The 22,062-nt window shown below is 60.8% G+C and carries 13 protein-coding genes; 12 read left to right on the plus strand and 1 reads right to left on the minus strand.

From position 1 onward, the window contains the following. The first annotated feature begins 256 nt into the window (after window positions 1-256). The 10 genes from FXB40_RS07415 to FXB40_RS07465 all read left to right on the plus strand — a co-directional run bounded on the left by FXB40_RS07415 (window position 257) and on the right by FXB40_RS07465 (window position 14,266). The gene (locus FXB40_RS07415; RefSeq protein WP_148771553.1) at window positions 257-1,243 is read left to right on the plus strand and encodes a heme o synthase; all 987 of its coding nucleotides are present in this window, start codon (window positions 257-259) and stop codon (window positions 1,241-1,243) included. 1 nt (window position 1,244) lies between these two features. Then, window positions 1,245-2,132, plus strand: a complete 888-nt coding sequence (cyoA, locus tag FXB40_RS07420) for a ubiquinol oxidase subunit II (protein WP_148771554.1) — start codon at window positions 1,245-1,247, stop codon at window positions 2,130-2,132. Beyond that, the gene (gene cyoB, locus FXB40_RS07425) at window positions 2,129-4,117 is read left to right on the plus strand and encodes a cytochrome o ubiquinol oxidase subunit I (RefSeq protein ID WP_148771555.1); all 1,989 of its coding nucleotides are present in this window, start codon (window positions 2,129-2,131) and stop codon (window positions 4,115-4,117) included. The genes cyoA and cyoB overlap by 4 nt, the downstream gene beginning before the upstream one ends. Then, window positions 4,114-4,746 carry a cytochrome (ubi)quinol oxidase subunit III gene (locus FXB40_RS07430; RefSeq protein WP_148771556.1) on the plus strand — a complete coding sequence of 211 codons (633 nt, stop codon included), beginning with the start codon at window positions 4,114-4,116 and terminating at the stop codon, window positions 4,744-4,746. Before cyoB ends, FXB40_RS07430 begins: the two co-directional genes overlap by 4 nt. Beyond that, window positions 4,743-5,138, plus strand: a complete 396-nt coding sequence (gene cyoD, locus FXB40_RS07435) for a cytochrome o ubiquinol oxidase subunit IV (RefSeq protein ID WP_148771557.1) — start codon at window positions 4,743-4,745, stop codon at window positions 5,136-5,138. Before FXB40_RS07430 ends, cyoD begins: the two co-directional genes overlap by 4 nt. Window positions 5,139-5,923: 785 nt before the next feature. After that, the gene (locus tag FXB40_RS07445; protein ID WP_148771559.1) at window positions 5,924-6,724 is read left to right on the plus strand and encodes an acetoacetate decarboxylase family protein; all 801 of its coding nucleotides are present in this window, start codon (window positions 5,924-5,926) and stop codon (window positions 6,722-6,724) included. A 115-nt stretch (window positions 6,725-6,839) separates the two neighbouring features. Continuing rightward, on the plus strand, window positions 6,840-7,640 hold the full coding sequence (locus FXB40_RS07450) for an acetoacetate decarboxylase family protein (protein ID WP_148771560.1): 801 nt from the start codon (window positions 6,840-6,842) through the stop codon (window positions 7,638-7,640). Between the two features lie 192 nt (window positions 7,641-7,832). Then, window positions 7,833-8,420, plus strand: coding sequence for a helix-turn-helix domain-containing protein (locus FXB40_RS07455; protein ID WP_187436719.1), 588 nt, complete (start codon window positions 7,833-7,835; stop codon window positions 8,418-8,420). Further along, a complete protein-coding gene (locus FXB40_RS07460) occupies window positions 8,417-11,269 on the plus strand; it encodes an ATP-binding protein (protein WP_187436720.1) in 2,853 nt (950 codons plus the stop codon). The genes FXB40_RS07455 and FXB40_RS07460 overlap by 4 nt, the downstream gene beginning before the upstream one ends. Window positions 11,270-11,386: 117 nt before the next feature. Continuing rightward, window positions 11,387-14,266 carry an ATP-binding protein gene (locus FXB40_RS07465; RefSeq protein ID WP_148771563.1) on the plus strand — a complete coding sequence of 960 codons (2,880 nt, stop codon included), beginning with the start codon at window positions 11,387-11,389 and terminating at the stop codon, window positions 14,264-14,266. Window positions 14,267-14,277: 11 nt separating this feature from the next. Here FXB40_RS07465 and FXB40_RS07470 read toward each other — a convergent pair whose 3' ends face one another. Further along, complete coding sequence (locus FXB40_RS07470) at window positions 14,278-17,028, minus strand: winged helix-turn-helix domain-containing protein (protein WP_148771564.1); 2,751 nt, start codon at window positions 17,026-17,028, stop codon at window positions 14,278-14,280. Window positions 17,029-17,245: 217 nt separating this feature from the next. Between FXB40_RS07470 and FXB40_RS07475 the strand changes: the two genes are divergently transcribed. Then, entirely contained in the window at window positions 17,246-20,155 is a 2,910-nt protein-coding gene (locus tag FXB40_RS07475; RefSeq protein ID WP_148771565.1) for an ATP-binding protein, read from the plus strand. Window positions 20,156-20,270: 115 nt separating this feature from the next. Continuing rightward, the gene (locus FXB40_RS07480; protein ID WP_246207435.1) at window positions 20,271-21,995 is read left to right on the plus strand and encodes a thiamine pyrophosphate-dependent enzyme; all 1,725 of its coding nucleotides are present in this window, start codon (window positions 20,271-20,273) and stop codon (window positions 21,993-21,995) included. The last annotated feature ends 67 nt before the right edge of the window (window positions 21,996-22,062 follow it).

The following is a 22,062-nucleotide window of genomic DNA, read 5'->3' on the forward strand; positions in this document are numbered from 1 at the left end:
TCAGGCGATGATCTGCTCTAGGAAAGATTGGTACAAAGCGCTTGTTGAAAAGTGCTCAGACCGCTTTGAATCGTGCGTTCACGAAAGATGCTGGCGAGACCAGGCGCCCCAGCCAATTATTTTGAGCAGGATTGGCACCAATCGAGCAGCCATCTTCAATCGTGGCCACGGCCGCGCAGACATACTGAACGCACGCACTGTCGCTGTTCGAACGGAACATGACAGGTCGCATTCGGAATGAACCTGGAGCCGCGAGATGAACGTCAAGTCCATTGCTGGCCAGCTTGGGGAAGGACGATCTCGACCTGACCATCGGCTCGCTGCCCATCGGAGTGTCTCCGACTTCGTCGCCCTCACAAAGCCGCGCGTGATGATGCTCGCGCTTTTCACGGCGCTTGTCGGATTGAGCTGCGCTCCGGTTCGACTTGATCCGCTAACGACCGTTATGGCGGTTCTTGCAATTGCGGCGGGAGCGGGAGCCGCCGGCGTGCTCAATATGTGGTACGACGCGGATATCGATGCGATCATGAGCCGCACTGCTATGCGGCCAATTCCTCGCGGCAAGGTCTCTCGGTTCGAGGCGCTTGTCCTTGGGCTTCTTCTTGGCGGTTTCTCCGTAGTGGCTCTCGCCCTGGCGACGAACCTCATGGCAGCCGCGTTGTTGGCGGGAACGATCCTCTTCTATGTTGTCGTGTACACGGCGTGGCTGAAGCGGTCCACACGCCAGAACATCGTCATCGGCGGCGCCGCCGGTGCGCTGCCGCCCGTGATCGGATGGGCCGCGGCAACTGGCGACATCGGGCTGGAGCCGCTCGCGCTGTTCCTCATCATCTTTCTCTGGACGCCGCCGCATTTCTGGGCGCTGGCGCTTAACCGCACCGACGACTACGCGCGTGCGGGCGTGCCGATGCTGCCGGTTGTCGCGGGCCGCACTGCGACGACGCGGCAGATCCTGATCTACAGCGGCCTTCTGGCTCTCGCCTCGGAGCTGCCCTGGGCGATCGGGTTCGCAGGCACGATGTATGGTGCGATCGCCTCCATCGGCGGAGCGATCTTCGTTCTGCGCGCGGCTCGCTTGAACCGGACTGTCGAGGCCGATCGCCGCACCGCTCAACGACTATTTGTATTCTCCATCGCCTATTTGTTCGTGCTGTTCGCGGCTCTCCTGATCGACCATCGAGGCGAGCCGTCGTCATTCATGCGCGCGTCGCAGAATGGCATCGTCAACTTCAGCGAGGTCTGACATGCGCTATGGTTTACTTGCTGTCGTCCTGATCAGTGCCGCGACCCTCGGCGGCTGCGAAGGCGTGCTCGATCCGAAAGGGCCGATCGCGCTGGCCGAGCGGCAAATTCTGATCAACGCGCTCGGCATCATGCTGGCGATCGTGATCCCGGTGATCCTCGCCACACTTGGCTTCGCCTTCTGGTTTCGTGCATCGAACGAGCGCGCGCGCTATCGGCCGGATTTCACATACTCCGGGCGTCTTGAGTTGCTGGTTTGGTCCATCCCCGGGATGACGGTGCTCCTGGTTGGCGGCGTCGCATGGATCGGCGCACATGATCTCGATCCGGGCAGGCCGATCAGCTCGACGGTCAAGCCTGTCAACGTTCAGGTCGTCTCGCTCGATTGGAAATGGCTCTTCATTTATCCGGACGAGGGGATCGCGAGCGTCAACAAGCTGGTTGTGCCGGTTGGGACGCCGGTCAGCTTCGAGCTGACATCATCGAGCGTCATGAACAGCTTCTTCGTGCCTCAGCTCGGGAGCCAGATCTACACCATGTCGGGAATGGCGACCCGCCTCCACCTGCAGGCGGACCATCTGGGAACCTATCCAGGGATCTCCGCCATGTTCAGCGGTGACGGCTTTCCCGACATGCACTTCACGGTCGATGCAGTGACAGACGACAAATTTGCGCAATGGGTGCGGCAGACCCGCGAAACCGGTTCGGTCCTCGATAAGCAGGGTTACGCCGATCTGGTCAAGCCGAGCAGGGCGGTTGCGCCGTTCACCTATCGTGGCGTCGCCCCCGATCTGTTCGGCAGCATCGTAAACGCCGGCATGGGTACCCAAGACTCCCATCAAGACGCTTCTCTATCAGTTTGTTCAACCTCGCAGAGGGCCGAGCGATGAATTTCCTTGGAAAGCTCGATTGGAACGCGATTCCCCTGCATGAGCCGATCATCATGGGTGCAACGGGCTTCATGGTCCTGGTCGTGCTGGTTGTTCTCGGATTCGTCACGGTGAAGGGGGCCTGGCCCTATCTATGGCGCGAGTGGCTCACCTCCGTCGATCACAAGCGGATAGGCGCCATGTATTGCATCCTGGCGCTCGTCATGATGCTGCGCGGCTTCAGCGATGCGATCATGATCCGCTCGCAGCAGGCGCTCGCAGCCGGCGGTGCACAAGGTTATCTGCCGCCGGAGCATTTCAATCAGATTTTCTCTGCCCACGGCACGATCATGATCTTGTTCATGGCCATGCCGTTCGTGGTCGGGCTCATGAACTTCGCAGTGCCGCTGCAACTCGGCGTTCGCGACGTGGCATTCCCCACCCTCAATTCCGTCAGCTTCTGGCTGACTGCCTCGGGCGCGTTGTTGGTCAACATTTCGCTGGCGGTCGGTGAGTTTTCAAAAGCCACCTGGTGGGGCTATCCTCCCCTGAGCGAAATGCAATATTCGCCCGGCGTCGGCGTCGACTACTATCTCTGGTCGCTGCAAATCTCCGGTATCGGCACCTTGTTGGCGGGAATAAATTTCGTCACAACAATCCTCAAGCTGCGCGCGCCAGGGATGAGCTATATGCGCATGCCGGTCTTCTGCTGGACCGCGCTTGCCGCTAACCTGCTCATTGTCGCGGCGTTTCCGGTCCTGACCGCCACGCTCGCGATGCTGGCGCTCGATCGCTATCTCGGCTTTCACTTCTTCTCGCTCGAAGGCCAGGGCAATCAGATGCTGTACTCGAACCTGTTCTGGGTGTGGGGGCATCCCGAAGTCTACATCCTGATCCTGCCGGCGTTCGGGGTATTCTCGGAGGTGATGGCGACCTTCTCTGGCAAGCCGCTGTTCGGCTACCGCTCGATGGTCGCCGCGACGATGACCATCTGTGTCCTCTCCTTTCTGGTCTGGCTGCACCACTTCTTCACGATGGGGGCAAGCGCAAACGTCAACGGCTTCTTCGGCGTCATGAGCATGATCATTGCTTTGCCGACGGGCGCGAAGGTCTTCAACTGGCTGTTCACGATGTACGGCGGTCGGGTTCGGTTCTCGGTGCCGGTGCTGTGGTCGATTGGCTTCATAGTGACTTTCGTCATCGGCGGCATGACCGGCGTGCTCATGGCAGTGCCCCCGGCTGACTTCCAGCTGCACAACAGTGTGTTCCTGGTCGCGCACTTCCACAACGTCGCCATCGGCGGTGTCGTGTTCGGTGTGATGGCGGGGTACAATTATTGGTTCCCAAAGGCGTTCGGATTCAAGCTCGACGAACGCTGGGGCAGAGCTTCGTTCTGGTGCTGGTTCGTCGGCTTCTATGTTGCCTTCATGCCGCTCTACGTGCTCGGCCTGATGGGTATGACCCGGCGCATGCAACATTACGATAATCTGTCGTGGCAACCGTGGTTGATCGCGGCGGCATTCGGCACTGCCATCATCCTGGTCGGTGTCGTGTGCCAGATCGTGCAACTCGTGGTGTCGATCCGTCATCGTGAGGAATTGCGGGACGTGACCGGTGACCCCTGGAATGCCCGCACGCTGGAATGGGCGACGGCGTCGCCGCCGCCGGCATGGAATTTTGCATTCCAGCCCAAGGTCGCCGGACTGGACGCGTTCTGGAGCAGCAAGAGCCACGCCCAAGCGACGAGGGAGGAGCCAGCGCCGCCGCGCAATTACGAGCCCGTCGAAATGCCGAAGAACAGCGCAACGGGCTTTGTTACTGCGTTCTTCGCCGTCGTCATCGGCTTTGCGCTGATCTGGCACATCTGGTGGCTGGCCGGCGTCGGGATGTTCGGCGCATTCGTGACGCTACTTGCCTTCTCATTCCGCCGACACAACGAAATTGAGGTGCCGGCCGAGGAGATCGCTCGGTTCGTACGGGCCCATCAGGCTGGAGTTGCAGCATGAATATCGCCGTAGCAATTGATCAGATTCCGCAGGAGGCACTGCCAAGCGCCAGTGAAGCGGGACCTGCTCCAAAGAGGATCGTGGTCGCCTTTGGCTTCTGGATCTTCCTGCTGAGTGACATCGTCATGTTCGCCGCGCTGTTCGCGAGCTACGCGGTCCTCGTGCGCTCCACGGCCGGCGGCCCGACCGGCGCCCAGCTGTTCAATCAGACGACGGTAGCGATCGAGACGGCCTGCCTGCTCTTTTCGAGCTACACTTGCGGGCTGATGTCCTTGGCGGTGAATTCGCGCCGGTATTTAAGGACCTATTTGGGTGCGCTGATCACGTTCGCACTCGGAGCCATATTTCTTGGTCTCGAGATCCGCGAATTCCTGAGCATGATAGCCATTGGTGCGGCGCCGCAGCGGAGTGCGTTTCTGTCCGCATTCTTCACGCTTGTCGGATGCCACGGCCTGCACGTTGCGCTCGGACTGATCTGGCTGACCGTGATGATGGTGCAGGTTGCGGTATTTGGATTCGCCGCGAGGGTGCAGCATCGCCTGCTCTGCTTCTCGTTGTTCTGGCACGCGCTCGATATCGTCTGGGTCGGAGTCTTGACGGTGGTTTATCTGATGGGAGTGAGTTCATGACCGAGGTTCGACACGAACGCGCACCCGGAGACCGGCCGAGCCGCGAGATGAACGAATCGGCTCCATCCGAGTTTCTCGTCTACACGATCGGCCTGGTTGTGGCGGTTCTTCTCACGGCCACGTCGTTTTGGACGGCGAACACGACGCTGCTCTGGTCAGGCGGTGTCGTCCTCGGGCTCGCGGTCCTGGCTATTGCCCAGATGGGCATTCACCTGGTGTTTTTCCTGCACATCAGCAGCGGGCCGGAAAGCACCAACAACGTGCTCGCACTCGCCTTTGGCGCTCTCATCGTATTCGTCGTGATCGCCGGCACGATGTGGATCGTGGCTGATATGAATACGAACATGATGATGCCGTCGGGCGCGCCGATGAGTATGAGGATGCAACATTGAGGAGCGTCGCAGGGACGGGCGCTGTCGATCGATCATGCCCGTCCCCGCGCAATTTATTTTGCGGTGCTGGGGACTTCGTCGATCAAGAGGCATTTGTCCCCACGCGCTGTCGAACAGCGCTGAGGGATGGACGTCTTACGAGCTGACTATCTTGTGGTGCGTTTGCGTGGGCTATTGGTATCCCTGGCGCCGGGCATTTGGGTGATTTCTACCTGGATCACCTGCCTGCAAGCATCGCTAAGCTCGGAGCTCCGTTCTCTGAGACAAATCGCTATGTCGTCCGCATTTGGGATGAACGCGCTGCAAAGTCTGAACGCGTCGGGCGTGCATGCCGCGCGCTGTTCCGGTGTCCCTTGCGAGAACGAGGGCGCAGGCCAGCTCGTGGCGAGCAGCAGGCACAGGGACGTACCCCGTGCTAGGGATCTCGACCACCGTGGCATCCGTCTATCTGAGCTTTTCGTTTTCATCAGGAGTCTCGCGCTGATTAATCGAGGCCGATACCCGGCCTCGTCAAGCAGACATCGATACGCGCTGGTCCGAGCACGGGCTTGTCGCAAAACGTCAGCATTTGTAGCTTTCGACCCTGCCTCGGCGCACCGCGACCGGGAGCGGACCTGTGGGGGCGGGCAATATGGAGCTGCTCGGTTCGGGCCGGTTTGTATCAACGGCGAGCCGCACGAACTGCCAAGTCATCACACGTTCATCCAAGCGTCGAGTGTGATGCAGACGCTAGTGTTGGATCTTGGAATGATGCGCCTGACACCGACTGCTGGCGGGGCGAAGACATGCTCAAGGGATTTACGGCTCCTCGGTCGCCTCGGGGGATTGCTGCATTGGTCCCGCCGCCACCTTGGCACTTCGCTGGTGACGTGCTCGCGGTGGAATTCTGGAATGATCCAGATGTATCGGTCCAGATCCTCCCGTTGGGTGTGGAGCTTGATGAGCGAGGCCGAGGCCACTCGGTCGCACTCTTCACGGACTATCAGTTCACGGCGCAGAACGAGGAGTATCTGGACCCGGCCAGATATCAGTGCCGCGGGTTCAGCGTTCTCCTCGACGCGGTATGGAAGGGGACTCCAATAGCGTGGTGCCCTTACTGCTATGTGGACAACGACGCTGCATTGATGAGAGGCTGGATTCAGGGCTATCCGAGAAAGTTCGGCACTGTGCACCTGACGCGCACCTTTGCCGCGGCGAGCATGGCTTCGGCGCCACTCGTCAACGATGGCAGATTTTCGGCCTGCATGTCCGCTCACGGCCGCTTGCTGGTGCAGGCGAGCGTCACCTTGCGCGAAAAGGTCGAGCGTCTTGTCGGGTTTCTCGACCGCCGGATTGTGGGGCGGCGGTATTTTCCGCGGCTTTCCGCCGGCATGCACGACAAGCCGGCCGTGGATGAACTCGTTCGATGTGTCTCGGATCATTCTCTGATCACAAACATCTGGATCGGCGAGGGTGAGCTCAATTTTCCGGAGGCCTACGGAGAGGAATTGGAGATGCTGGGTCCGCTCAAGGTGGGACGCGCATATCGGTTCTCGTTCTCTTATTCCGTCACCGACATCGAAGTTCTGGCAGACCTGACGGCGTAGCGGCCGGCGTGTTCCGGATTGCGACAGGAATCAACAAACCGCCGCATTTCAATCAAATCAAGCGGGGCTGGTTCCGGTAGCATCGGTACTGAAAGCAATGCACCAGGACACGGGAATGCTGAAGGGCTTTACAGTTCCGAAGTCGCCATTCGGTCAGGCCGCTCTCACTCCGCCGCCACCCTGGCACTATGCTGGCGATGCTGTCGGGGTCGAGTTCTGGGCCGACCCCGACGCGACAGCAGCGACATTGCCGCGTGGCCTTTCCCCGGATCCGGACTCGAGCGGTCACGCCGTCATGCTGTTCCTGGATTGGCAATTCACCGCCCAGGACGACGAATACCTCGAACCGGCCCGTTATCAATATCGCGAGGCGCTTGTCTTGGTCGATGCGATGTATGCCGACGTCCCGGTCATGTGGTGTCCGTACATCTATGTCGACAATGACGCTGCGCTGGCGCGCGGTTGGACGCAGGGATTTCCGAAGAAGATGGGCAGCATCTGTCAGACGCGCTCCTTTGCGGCCTCAGGGCCCGCCGCGGCGCCGATCGCGCCCGGCAGCCGGTTTGGTGCCAGCCTCTCGGCGCATGGCCAGCGTCTTGCGGAAGCGTGCGTTACCTTGCGCAAGCCGGTCGAAGACGGACTGTCTCTGCTCTCCCGCCCCACGGTGTTGCTGAGATACTTTCCGAGACTGGTGGCCGGAGGCCAGGACAATCCTGCGGTCGACGAGCTTGCGATGTCGGTCACCGACAATCTCACCGTTGCCGGCGCATGGATCGGGACGGGCGAACTCAATTTTCCGGAAACGAACGGCGAAGAACTCCATGCGCTCGCACCGAGGCGGATCGAGGCGGGATTCCGCTATTCACTTTCCTACTCAACCAGTGATCTGAAGGTCCTTGAAGACCGGGGCTCGTAAGCGGCCTACTCCCGGTTCTGGACGTCGATCTATTTGGAAACAGAGGGGTTTTCTCGTTTTCGAACGTTTGCCCAACAAAAGAGCATTTGTTCATTTAACTGTTCAGAACACTACTTAACAAGCCATGAGGGTCCCCTTGCTGCACTCTCTCGCCGATCCGGGGCTGGCGGCCTGATCGTCGAGGACATGACTATGGCAGGACTTCCGGCTACCGCACTAGAACCATCCTCGGCATCTGACCAGCAGTTCAACCTGGTGGCGAACAGCCTGGCCACGCTGCTTGAGACGGCAAGACGGGAGCTGGAACGTGATCGAGATGCGGCCAGGTTGTCGCTGGCCACGGCATCTCACATCCTGCAAGCGGAGATCGAGCGACATTCGGGCGCCAACGGTACCGCAAGGGGCGGTCTGGCTGCCTGGCAGATCCTGCGCGTGCGGGCCTACATTGACGGCAATCTGCACCGTACCATTCACATTCGGGATCTCAGTGCAGTCGCACGTCGAAGCCCGGCGCATTTTTCCCGGAAGTTCAAGCTGGCTGTCGGGGAGTCGCCGCATGCTTACGTGGTGAGAAGACGCCTGGAGAGAGCCTGCCACCTCATGATGACCAGTGCGGCGTCGCTGAGTGAAATTGCCCTGAGCGTAGGCTTTTCCGATCAGGCGCATCTATGCAGGCTCTTCCGACAAGCCTTTGGTCAGAGCCCGGCCAACTGGCGACGCGAGCGCGGAATCCCCTGCGAGCCTACCCCCAGAACCGACATGGACGAGAATGCCGCATGAGCGGTCGGCAGGGGACAGTCTTCAGCTTCGGCCCCTTTGAACTGTCAATCGCAAACAGACTTTTGACGAACGACACGAAAGTCGTGCCGCTGGGCGCGCGTGCCATGGATCTCCTCATCGTCCTGGTGGAGCAGGCAACCAAGGTTGTCGGCAGGAGGACGCTGATCGAACGTGTTTGGCCGGAGAGGGGCGCTGAGCAAGCCAGTTTGCGTGTCCATATCTCGGCGCTGCGGAAGGCGCTCGATCAAAGCGACCCCGGCAGGCGATATATCGCCAATATACCCGGGCGAGGGTACAGTTTTGTCGTGCCGGTCACTTCACGTGACTCCCAAGCATCGGAGAATCCCAAGGGGCCTTCGAGGGCCCGAGTGCCTGCGCGCTTGATGCGGATGCTTGGGCGAGAAGACGCCGTGGCCGAGATCCAGGCGAAGCTGGCCGAGCAGAAATTTGTCACGATCGTTGGGCCTGGCGGCGTCGGCAAGACCACGGTGGCCGTTGCAGTCGTCCATGAAATGGGCGCAGTTTTCGACGGCCAGGTTCTTTTCATTGACCTCAGTGCGCTCGGCGAGTCTTCACTCGTCGCGCCAGCCATCGCCACGTCACTCGGCATGTCGGTGCAGACAGCCAATGTCGTACCTATCTTGATCGATCGTCTGCGGGAAAGGCCAATGCTCGTCGTGCTCGATTGTTGCGAGCATCTGATCGCCGGAGCCGCGGCCGTCGCGGAGGAACTGGTTCGCCGTGTCCCGACATTGCATTTGCTCGCGACCAGCCGGGAGGCCATGCGCGTCGAGGGGGAGCATGTCTACGAACTCGGTGGGCTTGAATGCCCTCCGGATGACAGCAACCTGTCGGCGCGGGACGTGCTGCGATACCCATCCGTTCAGCTGCTGATCGATCGTGTGCGGGCCGTGCGAAGTGACTTCGAGCTGGCGGATGCGGACGCGCCGATTGCCGCGGCAATCTGCCGGCGGCTTGATGGTATTCCGTTGGCCGTCGAACTAGCGGCCTGCCGGGTCGATATATTCGGCCTTGGCAAGACGGCAAGCCTGCTCGACGAACGACTGAACCTGTCATGGGTGGGGCGCCGAACCGCCCCGTCCAGGCATCAGACGTTGAACGCCACGTTGGAGTGGAGCTACGATCTGCTCGGCGAGGCCGAGAAGCGCATCTTGAATCGGCTCAGCGTATTTGCCGGTGGCTTCACGTTCGAAGCGGCAGTCGCCGTTGTGGCTGACGAGGCGGTGGATGAAGCAAATGTATCGGATTGCATTTGGGAGCTTCGTTCGAAATCGATGATTGCCGCTCAGGGACAGGACGGGCGGCTGCGCTTGCTTGACCCTACCCTCGCGTTTGCCTTGCAACGACTGGCCAGGAGCGAGGAGCAGGACCTTTTTCGCCGCCGTCACGCTCTCTATTTCACAGATCTGTTCAGACAGGGGGCCGCGATGGACATATCGGGTTGGCCCAAGGCGCTCGGGATCGAGGTCGACAATCTCAGAGCCGCCCTGAATTGGGCATTTTCCGCCAAGGGCGATACGAGGATCGGCGTTGAACTCGCCGCGGCATCGGCAAGCGCCTGGATGGGCATGGCGCTGCTCACCGAATGCGTGGAATGGATGAGAAAGGCGATAAGCCATCTCGACGACATGAATTCTGGCACGCGACAGGAGATGGTCCTCCAGTCGGCCCTCGCGAGTTGCGTGATGTTCACGGGCGGTATGACGGAAAAATCATACGCGACATGGGCCAAGGCGCTGCTTCTCGCCGAGGGCCTCAACGACGTCGACTATCAGATGGACGCTGTGCTTGTGTTGTGGGCGCACGAGTTGCGTGTTCCGAACTATCCGCAAGCGATCGCGCTTGCGGACCGGGGCGGCACTTTTTCGGAAGGAACAGGCCGGATCGGCGCCATCGCCACGGCAAACTATATGCGGGGCATCGCGTACTACCATGTCGGCCGCATTGCGGAAGCACAAGGCCTGCTGGAATTGTCGCTGCATCGTGATGACGAGGCTGCGCGACAATTGCTGATCAAGCGGTTTGGCTATGATCGCAAGGTCGACAATCTGGCCGGTCTTGCGACGCTGGCGTGGTTGCGCGGCTCTCCGGACCAGGCCCGCAGATTCAATCAGATGGCGGTCGCCGAGGCGCGCCAATCCAATCTGACCGTGAACCTTTGCGGCGCGCTGACCTTTGCGGGCCTCATCGCGTATTTCACAAATCCGGATGACGGCGAAGCCGAGGCACTCCTGGACGAGCTCGTCACCCATGCCGGGAAATTCGCTCTGCACAACTATCAGGGGCTCGGTCTCGGGATGCAGGCTCTCTACGAAGTCAGGCGAGGAGGGCAAATCAGTGCTGCCTCCGCCATGCTTGACTCAGGTCTCGAGAAACTGTCCGCGGCACGCTACGGAATTTTCGACTGGTTCTTGCAGGCGGAGTTTGCGATGTGCATGGCCCTCGCGGGCCGATCGAGGGAAGCGCTTGATGTGTTCGAACGGGCGAAGATCGATCTCGACGAAAGCCGATGGTACGGCCCGGAGCTACACCGTATCAGAGGCGAGCTGGCGCTGAGCTGCGGCGAGGGATTGGCGGTCGGGAGGCAATACTTCCAGCGCGCGTTCGAGCTTGCAAACAGGCAAGCGAGCTTGTCGTGGGCGCTCAGGGCGGCGACGAGTCTCGCGATTGCCGAAGAGTCGACGGGGCGAAAAGAGGCCGCGAGACAGGTGCTGCAAGCGACTTGCTCGAAGTTCCGGGAGGATTTCGAGACGTTCGATCTGCGGCTGGCCAGGCAGGCGCTGAACGGTTCACACCGGCGTGATGGCATCGCAAATTCGGTGCCGTGACGGGCTTGTTGCTGAAAGGAGTTTCGTTTAACAATTGATCGGTTGACGTGCGTTTGCGCAAGACTGACGGCGAACGGTGCGATAACCAAATCGTCGACGGTCTTGGCGGAATTATTCATGTCAGTCCAGCCAATTGGCTCACCAAGTGCAATCCGGCTTCGGTTTGGCCCGTTCGAGCTGAATGTCGCAGAACGGTCTCTCAGCAAGGCGGACCGGGTCATTCCCTTGGGTGGCAGAGCCTACGATATCCTGCTCGCCTTGCTTGAAAACGCCGGTGACGTCGTCCCGAAGTCCGAACTGATCGCCAGGGCATGGCCTGACGTAACGGTCGAGGAAGGCAGTCTTCGCGTCCATCTATCGGGGCTGCGCAAGACGCTGGGTGACGGTCAATTCGGTAACAAATACATCGCGAACATCCAGGGCCGCGGCTATAGCTTCATTGCGCCGGTCACGCCGCTTCCCGCGGCCCGCGACAGCGGTGACGCATCCTTGGGATTGTCCAACCTGCCGCCGGCACTGGGCCGCATGGTTGGGCGCAATAACGTGATCCTCGAGATTCGGCGTTTGCTGGAGACGGAACATCGCCTGATCACGATTCTGGGTGCAGGGGGCATCGGCAAGACGACGGTTGCCCTGTCTGTGGCGCACGGGGCGCTGGCGGACTTTCCGGGGTCTGTATTTTTTGTCGATCTTTCGATGGTGACCGGCAAGGAGCAAGTCATCGGTGCTGTCGCTTCCGCGGTCGGGCTCGCCCCGCAGCTGGTCGATTCGAGGGCGGCGTTGCTCAATTTCCTGAGCGCTCGCAGGGCGCTCGTCGTTCTCGACAGTTGCGAGCATCTTGTCGAGAGAACCGCGGAGATCGCCGACTATATTTTCCAGAATACCAGTGACGTCTACGTACTCGCGACCAGCAGGGAGACCTTGCGCGTTCCCGGCGAGCGCGTACTTCATCTTTGTCCACTGGACTGCCCGCCAGAGCAGCCGCGACCGACTGCGTCAGAGGTGCTTGCTTATCCGGCAGCACGGTTGTTCGCCGAACGAGTCAGTGCTCGCCGAGGCAGCTTTTCGCTCAGTGACGACGAAGCCCCCATGGTTGCCGAGATTTGCCGCAAGCTCGACGGCATCGCCCTGGCCATCGAACTCGCCGCTGGAAGGGCCGCCGTTTTCGGCGTCAGAAGTACCGTGGCAAGATTGGGGTCTCGCCTCGATCTGCTGAAGTCCGGTCGCCGGACGGCAAATCCGCGGCATCAGACGCTCAAGGCAACGCTGGACTGGAGCCACGATCATCTGTCCGAGCTCGAACGAATCGTGCTGCGCCGTGTCGCGATCTTCATCGGGCATTTTTCGCTGGAAGCGGCGTGTACGGTTGCAGAGCAGGAGGGAATTGGCCGGTCCGAGATCGAGGGGACGATCGAAAATCTGGTCAACAAATCGCTCGTTGTGGCGTGGCCCAGCTATCGGCGGATGCTTTACCGATTGCTCGACACCACGCGCTCCTATGCCTTGGAGAAACTCGCCGCAAGCGGTGAACATAATTGGGTGGCGGCGTGTCATGCGAGCTATTTGAGCCGATCATTGGATGGCACCCGCAGCAACCTTTTCGATCTGGAACCCGGACAATCTCTGGCAGATACGATCCAGCACTATCTCGGGGATATCCGTGCCGCGCTGGAATGGGCCTTTGGTCCCGATGGAAACGATGGCGCCGCCATCCGGATGGCGGCGGCCGCCTCGCAATTGCTTCTGGCTAAGTCGCTTTTCATGGAGTGCCGGGATTGGATGGAGAGGGCGATCGATCGAATTGGTACGGACTGCGACCCGCGCGATCAGATGGAAATCCACGCCTCTCTTGCCTTGTCGCTGATGTTCACTGCCGGGAACAGCGAGCGGGTTCGCGATGCCTTCAATTCGGCGCTGGCGTTCGCTGAGCAGCGCGAGGATGCCTACCAGCAACTGCGCCTTCTCAGCGGGCTGTCGATGTATCTTCATCGTACGATCGATGCGGCGGGTAGTCTTGAAGTTGCGCGACGCGCGGAGTCTGTTGCGAGCAAGACCGGAAATCCGGAAGACGCTGCGCTTGTGGATTCGATGCTGGGATCGGCGTATTACATGCTTGCGGACCACGTCCGCGCGCCGAAATACCTCGAGCGAGCCCTGCACGGGGCCCCGGCTTCCCGGCGGTTCAACGCAACTCAATATCTGTTTGATCTGCGCACGACTTCTCTGTTCAACCTTACCAGATCGCATTGGTTCGCGGGCAATCTCGACAGGGCCTCCAATTATGCTGCAAGAGCGGTCGAGGAGGCGGAGAAGTCGGATCATCCGATCGCCCTGTGTCGCGCTCTTATTCTGACGATGCCGCTCTATTTCTGGGTCGACGATTTGGCCGAGGCCGAGCGGAATCTCTCTGCGCTCGAGCTCACCTCCGAGAAATATTCATTGGAGCCGTTTCGCGCCGTCGCCCTGGGACTTCGCGGACGTTATCTGGTCCGTGTCGGTCAGATGGCGGACGGCATGTGTCATTTGCGGAACAGCTTGGACAAGCTCCGGGCGCTCCGATACGAAATGCTTGTAACCGATTTTGTTTCCGAGCTGGCGATCGGTCTCGCAAGACAAAACGAGCCCGCGGAAGCGCTGGCTCTCATCGACGGTTCGATCGCCACGCAGATCGGATCGAACAGGCCTCTTCACCTTCCGGCGCTGTTGCTGGCGAAGGGTTCGGCCCTTTTGTCAGGCGAGCCCCAACAGCGTGATCTGGCTATGGCGTCTTTCGAGGAGGCGATGACGCTGGCAGGGCAGCAATCCGCGCTGTCGTTCGAACTGCGGGCGGGATTGGAGCTTGCGCGGCTTTGGATGGACCGGGGGCAGATCCGAAAAGCCCATGGTCTCGTTGGCGCTGTTTACGGCCGGTTTACCGAGGGCTTCGAAACGCCGGATCTCGTGTCGGCGAGGCGGCTCCTCGAGCAGACGCGGGTTCGTGCGCGGCGAGCCGGATGAAAGGCGAAGCGTTATCGCGTGGTGACAATGCCCAGGGTCTGCGCGCGTGACACGGCCTGCGCGCGCTTCTCCACACCCAGCTTGCTGAAAACGCTCTTGAGGTGCGACTTCACGGTCTCGGGACCGATATCGAGGCTTCGGGCGATTTCCTTGTTTGACAATCCATCCGCGATCCGCGTGAGAATGTCGGTCTCGCGACGGCTCAATGCGCCGAGAATCCGTGCGCTCGAACTCGGCGCCGAGCGATCCTGTCGTGCGCGCTGGAGGCCCGTCGCGAGACGATCGACGTAGGGGATCAGGTCCGCCTTGAGGTTTCCTCCCTCCCGGGTCGCCCGGAGAAGCTCTGAAATGGCTGGCCCCTCGTCGAGCACGGTCTGATAGAGACCGGCCGCCGCACACGCGGCAAGCACGCGACGAAACCGGCTCACAGCCTCCGCGGCCTTGCCCGCGCTGAGCTGAACTGCCGACTGACGGATCGCAATGCAGATCAGGAATTGACGGTGTTCCATGGCTTCGGCTTCGTGCTGCAATTGTTGCAGGATTGAAATGGCCTCGTCCGGGCGAGCTTGCTGGCCCAGCAAATGAGCGCGGGTCAATCTGTGGTACCATCCAATCTCCGACCAGGCGCCAGGCCTCGGTGCGGGGTATTTGAGTGCCAGGCGTTCGAGGCGATCGACGCAGGCGGCGGCTTCATCCAGCCGGCCATCGTTCAAATAGAGCCGTGCCTGCTCGGCGATCACGCCGGCCGAGAGCCTCCCCCAATCCCGCGCGACGCCGAGATTTTCGGCGCGCTCCAACAGAGTGCGCGCCCGCTCGAAGTTCATCCGCGCCGCGGCGACCCGGGAGATCACGAAATAGGTGCTCCACACGCAGTCGAGCATCGTCCCCGAGTTGATCAGCGGGACGCGATCGATCACCCAGGCTTCCGCCTCATCGAGCAGGCCTTGCTCGTACTTCATTCGCGCGATCAGGCTTGCGGGCAAGGCCGCGGCAACCGAATTCGGCCCGACATCCTGCTCGGCGATCCGAAAACCCTCGCGGTAGTGCTCGTCTGCCGCCGCCAGACGTATCTGCCGCTCTTCTGCGAGCCCGTTCAGGCAGTGTCGGTACACCGAAGCAAATACGTTTCTGCGATCCTCCTCGACCGAATAGGGTATCCAGGGTGTTGCATGGAACTGCTTGAGGTTGCCCGCCTTCATATGACTGAAGCGAACGACGTTTGAGGCGACGTTCGCGGTCCAGGGATCGGACGAACGATTCACGCAATCCTGTGCCAGAGGCAGCGGGCTCTCGCTGTCATCCTTCAGCGCGATGGCGACCGAGCGAATCGCCTGGCATTCGCACAGCAAGTTGCCATCGGGCAGTGGCGTTGCCGCGATATCGACTTCGATGTCGGCCGCGAGCTTCAGGGCCTCCTCAAAGCGAAGCGCGAGCGCCAATCCCCAGGCGATCGCCAACCGGACCTCGCACTGTCCTCGCATGAGTTCGTCGGGAAATTGGCGCTGCCATTCCAGAAGGGTGAAGAGATCGCCTCGCTTGATCAAGGCCATCGCGCAATTGTTGATCCAGCCGATCGCACGATCGGAAGCGCCGGCCGCAATCGCGTGCTGAACCGCCTCGGTCCACAATTCATGAGAGGCATACCATAGCGCCGCACGCCCGTGCAGTTCAGGAATCTCGAGGCCGCGATCCGCCTCCAGCCGCTGTCTCAGATACTCGGCAAGCAGCGTGTGATAGCGAAACCAGACACCGTCATTGTCGAGTGGCGTGAGCAGCATTTGGCGCTGGGCAAGGGATGCCAGGATTATGCGGCTCGAGCTCGAGCCCGTTACCGCCTCGCACAGGGGGCCGGAGAGCCTGTCAAGAACGGCCGTTCGCAACATGAAGTCGACCAGTTCGGCCGGGAGCCCATCCAGCATCTCGGTCAGGTAGGTGGCGATTGGACGCTGCGAACCCGAGAGATTGTGGACATACTCTCTTAGACCGGATCCGGACTGCGAAGGCATGGAGGAGATAATTCGAAGCGCCGCGGGCCACCCTTCGGTCTTGCGTTGCAGGAGTTGGACGTCGGGGATTTCCAGGACCCCGGGCTTGGTGCCGTCCAGAAATGCCTTTGTCTCCTGCATGTCGAACCGCAGCGCTTCGGCGTCGATCTCGATCAGCTGGTTCTGAGCGCGCAAGGTCGCGAGCGGCAGCGGAGGTTCGGTACGCGTCGTCAGCACCACATGACAGTGGGACGGTGCGTGCTTCAGAAAATACGCAACGGTCTGATGGATGCGGGAAGCGCTGACCCAGTGATAGTCCTCGAGAAACAAGTAAACATCATCCTCGATCTCGGCCAGATCGTTGATCAGGCTCGACAGGATCGCCGTTGGGTCGATCAGATTGTTCTCGAGAATCAGCCCGATCGCGCCGGCGCCGACGCCCGGGCAGGCGTGGTGCAGGGCCTGCGAAACGTAAAACAGAAACCGAGTGGCCTCGTCGTCGTCCGGATCAATCGTCAGCCACGCAACGGCATTGCCGTCTTGCTCGAGCGTCTCGGCCCAGGTGGCGGCCAGTGAGCTCTTGCCGAAGCCGGCCGGAGCCTTGATGACGCCAAGTCGCTTGGCCAGAAGCTCGGACAAGATGGCGAGGAGCCGGGGGCGCGCGACCAGCCCGCCGAACCGTGCCGGCAAGATCTTGGTCGCGAGAAATGGCAGCTGTCCCCCGCCGGGCAAGGGGCCCGTTCCATGAGCCGGATGGCTGGAGTGCGGCTGAATCAAGGGCTCCCCCTAACCACGTCGGTCCTCCCCCCATTCGGGGGATGCAAACAATGGCGAAAGTGTACGATCTCTGTCAGCGAGAGGGAAGCGCCGGGCATTGTCGGTTGTGTGCAGTCCGCACGCCGGTCGCCGCGTGCTGGTCCCTTCAGATCCGCGCGTGGAGCCGAAAGCAAGCTGATGTCTATCAAGAACGCACGCTTGGGTTTCGCGCGGAGCAATGAACATCCAGGAAAAGCACCCCAAGCCCGTGCCAACAGCCATGGCTGACGACGAGCCTCGTGGAAATCTGCGGTTTGGCCCCTTCGAGCTTTCGAGCAAAGAGAGGGCGCTTCGGCGCGACGGCGTGGCGCTGCCCCTCGGCAGCAGGGCCCTCGAGATCCTGATCTACCTTGCGGAGCGACCGGGCAAGGTGATCGCAAAGCAGGAGTTGATCGATCACGTCTGGCCGGACGTGACGGTCGAGGAGGGGAGCATCCGGGTCCACGTGGCCGCGATCCGCAAGGCGCTTGGCGACGGCCAATTCGGCAACCGCTACATCGCAAACATCAAGGGACGGGGCTACTCCTTCGTCGGCACATTGGCCTCCCTTGAAGGCGCCACCGAAAGCAGGGCCGCCAGGTCCCGGCATCAAGCCGGGCTTCCGGTGCGACCGATCATGATGATTGGACGCGAGACGTTCGTCACTGAGGTCGGCGACAGGCTTCTGAAAGATCGGTTCGTGACACTGCTCGGTCCCGGCGGCATCGGCAAGACAGCCATCGCTCTGGCCGTCGGCCGCGTCGTCGCCGAGGCGTTCGGCAGGGAGATATTTTTTGTCGATCTGGAAAGTGTCACCGATCCGCACCATGTTGCCGCGGCCGTTGCGACATCCCTGGGGTTTTCACTCAAATCGAAAGACCCAGGCCCGGAGCTGGTCGACCTCATCCGGTCGCGGAGGCTCCTCATCATACTCGACAGCTGCGAGCATGTGATCGAGGCGGTCGCATCGTTTGCCGAACAACTCTACCAGCAAACGGAAGAGATTCATGTTCTGACCACGAGCCGGGAATTGTTGAAAGTCGAGGGTGAGCATTGCTGCCGGGTTCTTCCTCTTGATTTTCCGCCAGGCGATTCGGAGCAAACGGCAAATGCAGTGCTGCGATATCCGGCAGTGCAGTTGTTCGTACGGCGCGTGGCAATGCGAGCAGGTCGTGTCGTTCTCTCCGACCAGGAGGCGCCATTCGTCGCGGACATATGCCGAAAGCTGGATGGGATTCCGCTGGCGATCGAGCTGGCCGCGGGGCAGGTCGCCGCCCTTGGCCTGGAGAACACGGTTGACCTCCTGGTCTCCCGGCTGGAATTGCTGAGACTGAGCCATCGGACGGCAGTCGCCAGACATCGGACGCTCAAGGCGACCCTGGATTGGAGCTACGATCTGCTGTCCGACGCAGAGAGGATCGTCTTTCGACGCATCGCTGCTTTCGTTGGACATTTCACTCTCGATGCCGCGCGGTCTGTTGCCGGAGAACCCGGTGTGGCCGCCGAGGACATTTTCGACGCCGTCGCAGGGCTGGTCGAGAAGTCGTTGATAACAACTCGGATCGATGTCGTGCAGGCGCAGTATCGGCTGCCGAACACGACCCGGGCATACGCACTGGCAAAACTGGAGGAGCATGACGAAGTCGACATGGTCTTCGGCCGGCATGCGGAGTACCTCGCCGGACATCTCGAAGCGCTGAGGGAGTTTCTATCAGGTCTGCCGGGCACCGAAAAAGCCGCGGCTTATTCCGACCAATTGAGCAACGTCCGTGCGGCGCTCGAATGGAGCTTTGGGCCGCGCGGCGATGCCGAGACGGCAACGAGACTGGCCGCCGCTTCCACGCAGGTGTTTCTGGAGCTGTCGCTGCTGATCGAATGCCAGGCATGGGCCGAGCGCGCAATGGCGGGCCTGGGAGGTCCGCATCAATACTCCCGCTTCGCCATGGAGATCTCTGCATCAATTCCGCTGGCCTTGATGCATACGGAAAGCAACGATCAACGCGTGCGGACTGCTTTCGCGAACGCGCTGGATATTGCAATCGAACAGGGCGATCTCGCTCACGAGCTGAGGGTTCTCAGCGGACTTTTCATGTATTCGCACTGGACCATGGACATCCGAGGTGCGAGCGAGATCGCCACCCGGAGCAGGAAACTGGCGTCGACAACGGGAAATCACGACGACATGGCGCTGGCGGAAGCAATGCTGGCGGCCTCCGAACATCTGTCGGGAAATCACCTTGCCACACAGCTACATTGCGAAGCGGGTCTCCGGCACCTGGCGTCCAGACCGCGCCCCCGAACGGAACCATATCTCTTTCACTATACGAGCTTTCTGCTCGTCGGCATGACACGTTCTCTCCTGTACAGGGGCTTGCTCGGCCAATCGCTGGACTATGCAAGGCGCGCCAGAGAGGAAGCCAAGAGGTCAGGCAACCCCGCCACGTTATGCCGATCCCTGGCCTTGATCCTTCCTGTGTTTCTGGCCATGGCGGACCTGAGCCAATCGGACCAGTACATTGGTGAGCTGAGTGAGCTCTCCGTTGCGCATTCCCTGATGCCATATCGCGCCATAGCGGCTGGCCTGAAGGGCCAATGGCTGCTTCTTCAGGACAAGCGCAGCGAAGCAATCCAATTGTTGAAGAGGGCCCTGGAAGAGCTTCACGCCCAGCATCATGAGATGCTGAACATGGATTTTACCTGCGATTTGGCCGTCGCGCTTGCGGACCTCGGTGAGCATGAGCAGGCGCTGACCCTCACGGTGAATGCAATCGCGCAACAGCAGCGTGCCGGCAAATTCTTGCACATGCCCGCCCTGTTCAGGATGAAAGGCCTCATCCTGGCGTCTCGATCCGCGGAGGATCATTCCGGCGCCGAAGCAAGCCTGCTGTCGGCAATCGACTGGGCCAAACGCCAGTCCGCCACCCTGTTCGAATTGAAGGCCGCGACGGACTTGGCCGGGCTGTTGCTGAAACAGGATCGCATGCCGGAAGCTTACGAATATCTCGGCGCGAGTCTTGATCGAATGCCGGCCGGAATTTCATTTCCTGTTCGGACCCGCGCCGTGCAGATGCTCGGCCAGCTCCAATCCGGAACCGAGGACGTCGGCTGAACGGTGCGCCATCCGCAGCCGTGTGCCGTCTGCGCAGGCGGGTTCAAGTCCTCGCATTCCGATCCAAGCCCCGGCAGCGCAGTTGGGTGCACGCTGTGGCAGGAACGGTCACAGCATGGGTTATGTCATGGGTAAGCTGGTCGCGGATATCATTGTCGAGACCTTGCAAAGCGCAGGCGTCAAGCATTGTTACGGCGTCGTCGGCGACACCCTCAATCTGATCGCCCGCTCCCTCGAGAAAAGCGAGATCGAGTGGATATCGATGAGACACGAGGAGGCGGGAGCGTTCGCCGCGCAGGCGGAGGCGCAACTCGCCGATCGCCTGACGGCAGTTGCCGGCAGCTGCGGACCCGGAAGCCTGCATTTCATCAACGGGATCTTCGAGGCCAATCGCAATCGTGCGCCCGTGATCCTGATCGCAAGTCAGATCATTCGCGACGAACTGGGCTTCGATTTCATCCAGGAGGTCGACTTCAAGCAGGTCTACAGGGATTGCAGCGTCTTCTGCGACATGATCCATACCCCGGAACAGGCGCGCCGGAAGACGGTGATCGCCTGCCAGACGGCTCTGGCGAAACGCGGTGTTGCCGTGCTGATCGTGCCGGCGGATATCTCCGCCTCGAGCGTTGATGACAAGATCCCCTATGCGGTGCACGTCGCCAGGCCCGTCACCAGGCCGAACGATACGGATCTTGATGGGATCGCAGAGATCCTCAACACGAGTGAAAATGTCGTCCTGTACGGCGGCTCAGGCTGTCAGGGGGCGCATCAGGAGATTCTCGCAGTCGCCAACAGGCTGAAGGCGCCGATTGCGCATACGTCACGGGCCAAGGATTTTCTCGAGTTTGACAATCCCTACAACATTGGAATGACTGGGATGCTCGGCAACGAGGCCGGGTACCACGCCTTGCTGGACTGCGACGCGTTGCTGATGCTGGGCGCGGACTTTGCCTGGCGGCAATTCTACCCGGACAAGGCCAAGATCGTACAGGTCGATATCGACCCGACCCATCTGGGACGGCGTCATCCGATCACGAAGGGTGTCGTCGGCGATGTGAAGGCGACACTGGAGACTTTGCTGCCGAAGCTGGTCGAGCGCACCGACGCCTCGTTCCGAAGCGCGTATGTGAAGCGCTATGCGAAATATCGGGAAGCCGAACGGGCCAAGGTTGCTGCCGGCCACGATGGCAGTATTCCCGGAAGCTATCTGACTCAGGTGATCAGCCGCCATGCGGCAAAGGATGCGTTGTTCACCGCCGATGACGGCACCCCGGCTGCCTGGGCCTATCGCCATATCGAGGCGAACGGGCAGCGCCGCATGTTCGCCAGCCTGCTTCATGGAACGATGGCCAACGGCATGCCGTCGTCCATCGGGCTCCAGAAGGCAGCACCCGGCCGCCAGGTCATATGCATGGCAGGCGACGGTGGAATTTCGATGCTGTTCGGAGACCTGATGACGGTCGTCTCGCAGGAACTGCCCATCAAAATTGCCGTCTATGACAACGGCAAGCTTGGCTTTGTCGAGATCGAGCAAAAGGCGGAAGGCATGCTCGATACCTTCACGAAGTTGAAGAATCCAAATTTCGCCGGCGTTGCGCGTGCGCTGGGTCTCTGGGGCCAGACCGTTTCGGACGCAAGCGAGCTGGAGACCGCAGTCAAGGACTGGCTGGCGCAACCGGGACCGGCGCTTCTGCACGTGCACGTCAACCCGATGCAGCTCGTCATGCCGCCATTCATGCAGGTCGAGCCTGCAATCGGGATGGCGCTCTATTCCGCTCGTGCCGTCCTGCACGGTCGCGGAGGCGACGTCTGGGAAATGGTGAAGGAGAATTTCCTCTAGTCGAGGTCGCCGTCCCTCAGCAGCACTGTGGCTTCGCCGCACGGCGCTGAGAGCGGCCGAGCATTGC

It is taken from the genome of Bradyrhizobium rifense, from assembly GCF_008123425.1.
In the GTDB taxonomy this organism is placed as follows: Bacteria; Pseudomonadota; Alphaproteobacteria; order Rhizobiales; family Xanthobacteraceae; genus Bradyrhizobium; species Bradyrhizobium rifense.